The sequence below is a fragment of the Brachyspira sp. genome, from assembly GCF_050873525.1.
Lineage (GTDB): Bacteria > Spirochaetota > Brachyspiria > Brachyspirales > Brachyspiraceae > Brachyspira.
Genome location: NZ_JBNMIZ010000237.1, coordinates 1 through 3,838, shown reverse-complemented (window position 1 = coordinate 3,838; position 3,838 = coordinate 1). Strand labels below are relative to the sequence as shown.

The following is a 3,838-nucleotide window of genomic DNA, read 5'->3' as shown; positions in this document are numbered from 1 at the left end:
GAATAGATTACTTCGGGCTAAAGCCCTCGTTCCCGTAGGGACGCAGAGCGAATGACGAAAAGCACATGTTATTGCGAGCATTTATAATGCGAAGCAATCCACTATTAATGGAATTAAATTTTAAAATAAAATTTTATTTTAATTGGATTACTTCGCTTCGCTCGTTCCCGCAGGGACGCAGAGCGAATGACGAAAAATACAGTCATTGCGAACGAAGTGAAGCAATCCACACAAATAACAATGGGTTTTCACTAAAGGGCGTGGCAATCCGTTATTTATTTTTACTAATTCTTAAAATAAATAAAATCGTAAACATTAATAATGGAAAAATTATCGCGAAAAATATTCCAGCTTTTAATCCTATTTGAGTAATATCGTTATTTGAAATTATATAAGAAAATTTATCGACTATAGTTTTATTATTTGAAATTATTCCAACAATTCCCGGTCCTATCGAACATCCCACATCGCCCGCCAAAGCAAGTGCGGCAAACATAGCCGTTCCGCCTTTTGGATAAGTCTTTGAAGCCAAACTGAATACGGATGGCCACATTATTCCAACCGAAAGCCCCACAATAGCGCAGCCTATTAACGATAAAAATGCAAACGGACTGAATACGATTATAATATAACCGATTATGCATAAAATTGAAGTTACTGATAAAGCTTTATTTATGTCTATATTTTCCGATTTCATTCCGTAAATTAATCTAGCCGCTCCCATAAAAAAAGCGAACATACAAGTTCCGAAAATATCGCCAACGCTTTTATTTACATTAAGCCCGACTTCCGCAAAAAACGAAACCCATTGAACTACGGCATGTTCCGAAGCTCCCGAGCAAACCATTAATATTATAAAAGCAAAAACTATACGAACGGATAATAATTTTCTTAATGAAACCGAATTATTTTCTTCAACTTCCGATTTTAAAGTGTTTATTGGAACTTTCAAAAATAAAATCGAGCAAACTATTGGAAAAACAGCCCAAAAGATAGATAAATATTTCCAATTTTTTATTCCAAATATTCTAAAATATGCGGTTGAAAATATAACGACTAACATTAACCCCCAGCAGTAAAATGAATGAAGTATATTCATTGCCTTTACTTTTTGTTTTTCGGGAAGCGCTTCGACTATCGGGCTTACCAAAACTTCTATCATTCCGCCGCCGATTGCATTTAGAAAATAACTTATCAATATTGCAATAAAAGGATTTATATAAAAAGGCAAAATTCCTAATAATATAAAACCTATTCCCGCGCAGATATTTGCAAAGACGATTGAAATTCTGTAGCCGATTTTATCTACAAATTTAGCCGCCAAAAAATCTATAAGCATTTGAATTATAAAATTAAACGAAATCAAAAAGGCGATTCTTTCAACCGAAATTCCAAAATCTCTTTGAAAAGAAATAAAAATTAAAGTTGGAAATATATTAACTATCGCTTGAACTATATAACAGAGATAACTCGCGTAAAGAGTATGAGTATAATTAAATTTTATATTAAATTTCATTTTAAAATTCCAAATTAAAAATCGAAAAGATTATATTATAGAAAATATAAAAATTCAAATATTAACGATTGATTACTTTTCCGTTGATAAAAGAAAAATTGACGCTTCCGAAATCTCTGCTGTCGTATCCGTAATCTCTATTATCCGACATAACAAAATATTCGTTATAGCCGACAATATAAGGTCCGAAATTATCTCGCCCCGAAACTTCCGAATTCAAAATTCGCAAATCGTTATTTATATTCGCCCAAGTTTCTTCCAAAAGGCTTCCGTTGATATAAACTTTTTTTTCTCTTATTTCTATCGTTTCGTTTGGAAGTCCGATAATTCTTTTTATCAAATATCTTTTTTTAGAAATATTGACATTTCCGAAAGTGGCAAAATAAACGACATAAGAAAAAAATCTCTTTATAAAATTTTCGCTCGAACTTCTCGGGTCCGTCATAAATATTATATCGCCTCGTTTAGGTCTTGAAAATATAATCGTTTTTCCCGTAAGCGAAGATACGAAAGGTTTGATTGCAATCGCGTATCTTAATTTTGAAGTTATTACCGTATCGTTTTCTTCTATAGAATTTTTTGTGGAATTTGACATAGAGGAACTTTTCATTTTATCGAACCTGACAAATATCGTAAGAATTCCAAAAATAAAAAAAGCGATTATAAATCCTAAAATAATTCTTACAAAAATTTTAAATAAAACGGCTATATTGAATATAAAAAATTTTGTTTTTTCTCGCATTACTTTTTAATTTTTTTTGCCTGATGTTCGCTATTTTCCAAAGCCGCTGGAACCGCGGGAACGACTATATAACCGTATTCTCCGCTCCTGCAAAGATTCATTATGGTTTCGTTGTCTAAAGTTTCGCCCTCTTTGTCTTCTCTTAAATATTCTGGCAATTCGATTACATGATAAAGCGGCGGAATATTATCGACATTGACATCAAATAAATCTTCGATAAATTCCAAATCTTTATTTAATCTGCTTAACATTTCTTCTTTTTGATTTTCTTCTATTCTTAATCTCGTTTGATATAAAAGCGCTTCCAATTCTTCTCTATCCGTTTTCATAATTAATAATTTCCTTATTTCTAAAAATTTTCTTAAAATGATTTTAATAATATAGCATAAAATTATTATTTTTCAATATATAATTTTTTTTAAAAATAAAATAATAATAATATTGACATTAAAATCTATTAAACTATAATTTAATAGATTTTAAAAATATTTCAAAATTGGAGAGAAAATATGACAAAAAAAATTATTTCTTTATTTTTTACTTTTATTATTTTATTAGTTTCGTTTATAAGTTGTTCTGAAGAAAATTCTAAAAAAGACGGGCAGCCTCGACTCGGAATAACGATTTACAGCTATAACGATAATTTTTTGTCTTTTATGAGAAGAAATATCGAATCGATGCTAACGGGAAAAGCTTCTTTTATTATGAACGATTCGGAAAACGACCAAGCTAAACAATACGACCAAATAGACGCGGCAATTCAAAGAAAAGTTGACGCTTTGGCTATCAATTTAGTCGACCCGATGTCCGCGAATATGGTTATAGACAAGGCGAAAGCTTCTGGAATTCCCGTAATATTTTTTAATATAGAACCTCGATTGGAACATATTATGAGTTATGATAAAGTTTGGTATGTCGGAACTAAAAGCAGAGAATCGGGCGACATTCAAGGCGAAATGGTTTTAAATGCATGGAATTCAAATCCTCAATGGGATAAAAACGGAGACGGAAAAATTCAATATCTTTTATTAAGAGGACTCGCGGGGCATCCCGATACGGAAGGCAGAACGGAAAGAATAAAAGCGATATTAACGGAAAACGGAATAGCTTTGGAGCAGCTTGACGAACAAACTGCGAATTGGGATATTCTTCAGGCTCAAAATATAGCGAATACTTGGATAAAAAAATACGGAGACAGTATAGAATTTATATTTTCAAATAACGATTCTATGGCTTTGGGCGCTTTAAAATCCATTCAGGCTCAAGGCTATAATATAGGAGATAATAACAAATTTATTCCAATAGTCGGAGTCGATGCCATTCCAGAAGTTATCGAAGAGATAAGAAAAGGCTCGATACTCGGCACGGTTTTACAAAGTCCTAAAGACCAGGCGAAAGCGGTTGTCGATATGGTTTTGAATGTCGCTTCGGGAAAAGATGTTTTGGACGGAACGGATTATAAACTTGACGATGTAAAAGCGGTTAGAGTTCCTTATAAAGCGATTACGAAAGATAATATTGAAGACGCTTTGGAAGCTTATAATTAAAATTTATAAAATTTAAATTAATACTTTATATAG

General features: G+C 31.9%; 4 protein-coding genes. 1 reads left to right on the top strand and 3 read right to left on the bottom strand.

Annotation, left to right across the window (positions count from 1 at the left end):
• Nucleotides 1-271: 271 nt before the first annotated feature.
• From ACR0QS_RS11845 to gatC, 3 genes are all read right to left on the bottom strand, one after another.
• Nucleotides 272-1,516 (bottom strand): MFS transporter, encoded by a 1,245-nt coding sequence (locus ACR0QS_RS11845; protein ID WP_432633658.1) that lies wholly within the window; start codon nt 1,514-1,516, stop codon nt 272-274.
• 61 nt (nt 1,517-1,577) lie between these two features.
• Nucleotides 1,578-2,258 (bottom strand): signal peptidase I, encoded by a 681-nt coding sequence (gene lepB / locus ACR0QS_RS11840; protein ID WP_432633657.1) that lies wholly within the window; start codon nt 2,256-2,258, stop codon nt 1,578-1,580.
• Nucleotides 2,258-2,587 (bottom strand): Asp-tRNA(Asn)/Glu-tRNA(Gln) amidotransferase subunit GatC, encoded by a 330-nt coding sequence (gene gatC / locus ACR0QS_RS11835; RefSeq protein ID WP_432633656.1) that lies wholly within the window; start codon nt 2,585-2,587, stop codon nt 2,258-2,260. Before gatC ends, lepB begins: the two co-directional genes overlap by 1 nt.
• A gap of 180 nt (nt 2,588-2,767) precedes the next feature.
• Here gatC and ACR0QS_RS11830 point away from each other — a divergent pair, with 180 nt between their 5' ends.
• Nucleotides 2,768-3,805, top strand: coding sequence for a galactose ABC transporter substrate-binding protein (locus tag ACR0QS_RS11830; RefSeq protein WP_432633655.1), 1,038 nt, complete (start codon nt 2,768-2,770; stop codon nt 3,803-3,805).
• Nucleotides 3,806-3,838 lie beyond the last annotated feature (33 nt).

Excerpts from the sequence above, each read along its gene's own strand:
- lepB (WP_432633657.1), bottom strand. The coding sequence starts at position 2,258 with ATGCGAGAAAAAACAAAATTTTTTATATTCAATATAGCCGTTTTATTT.
- gatC (WP_432633656.1), bottom strand. The coding sequence starts at position 2,587 with ATGAAAACGGATAGAGAAGAATTGGAAGCGCTTTTATATCAAACGAGA.
- ACR0QS_RS11845 (WP_432633658.1), bottom strand. The coding sequence starts at position 1,516 with ATGAAATTTAATATAAAATTTAATTATACTCATACTCTTTACGCGAGT.
- ACR0QS_RS11830 (WP_432633655.1), top strand. The coding sequence starts at position 2,768 with ATGACAAAAAAAATTATTTCTTTATTTTTTACTTTTATTATTTTATTA.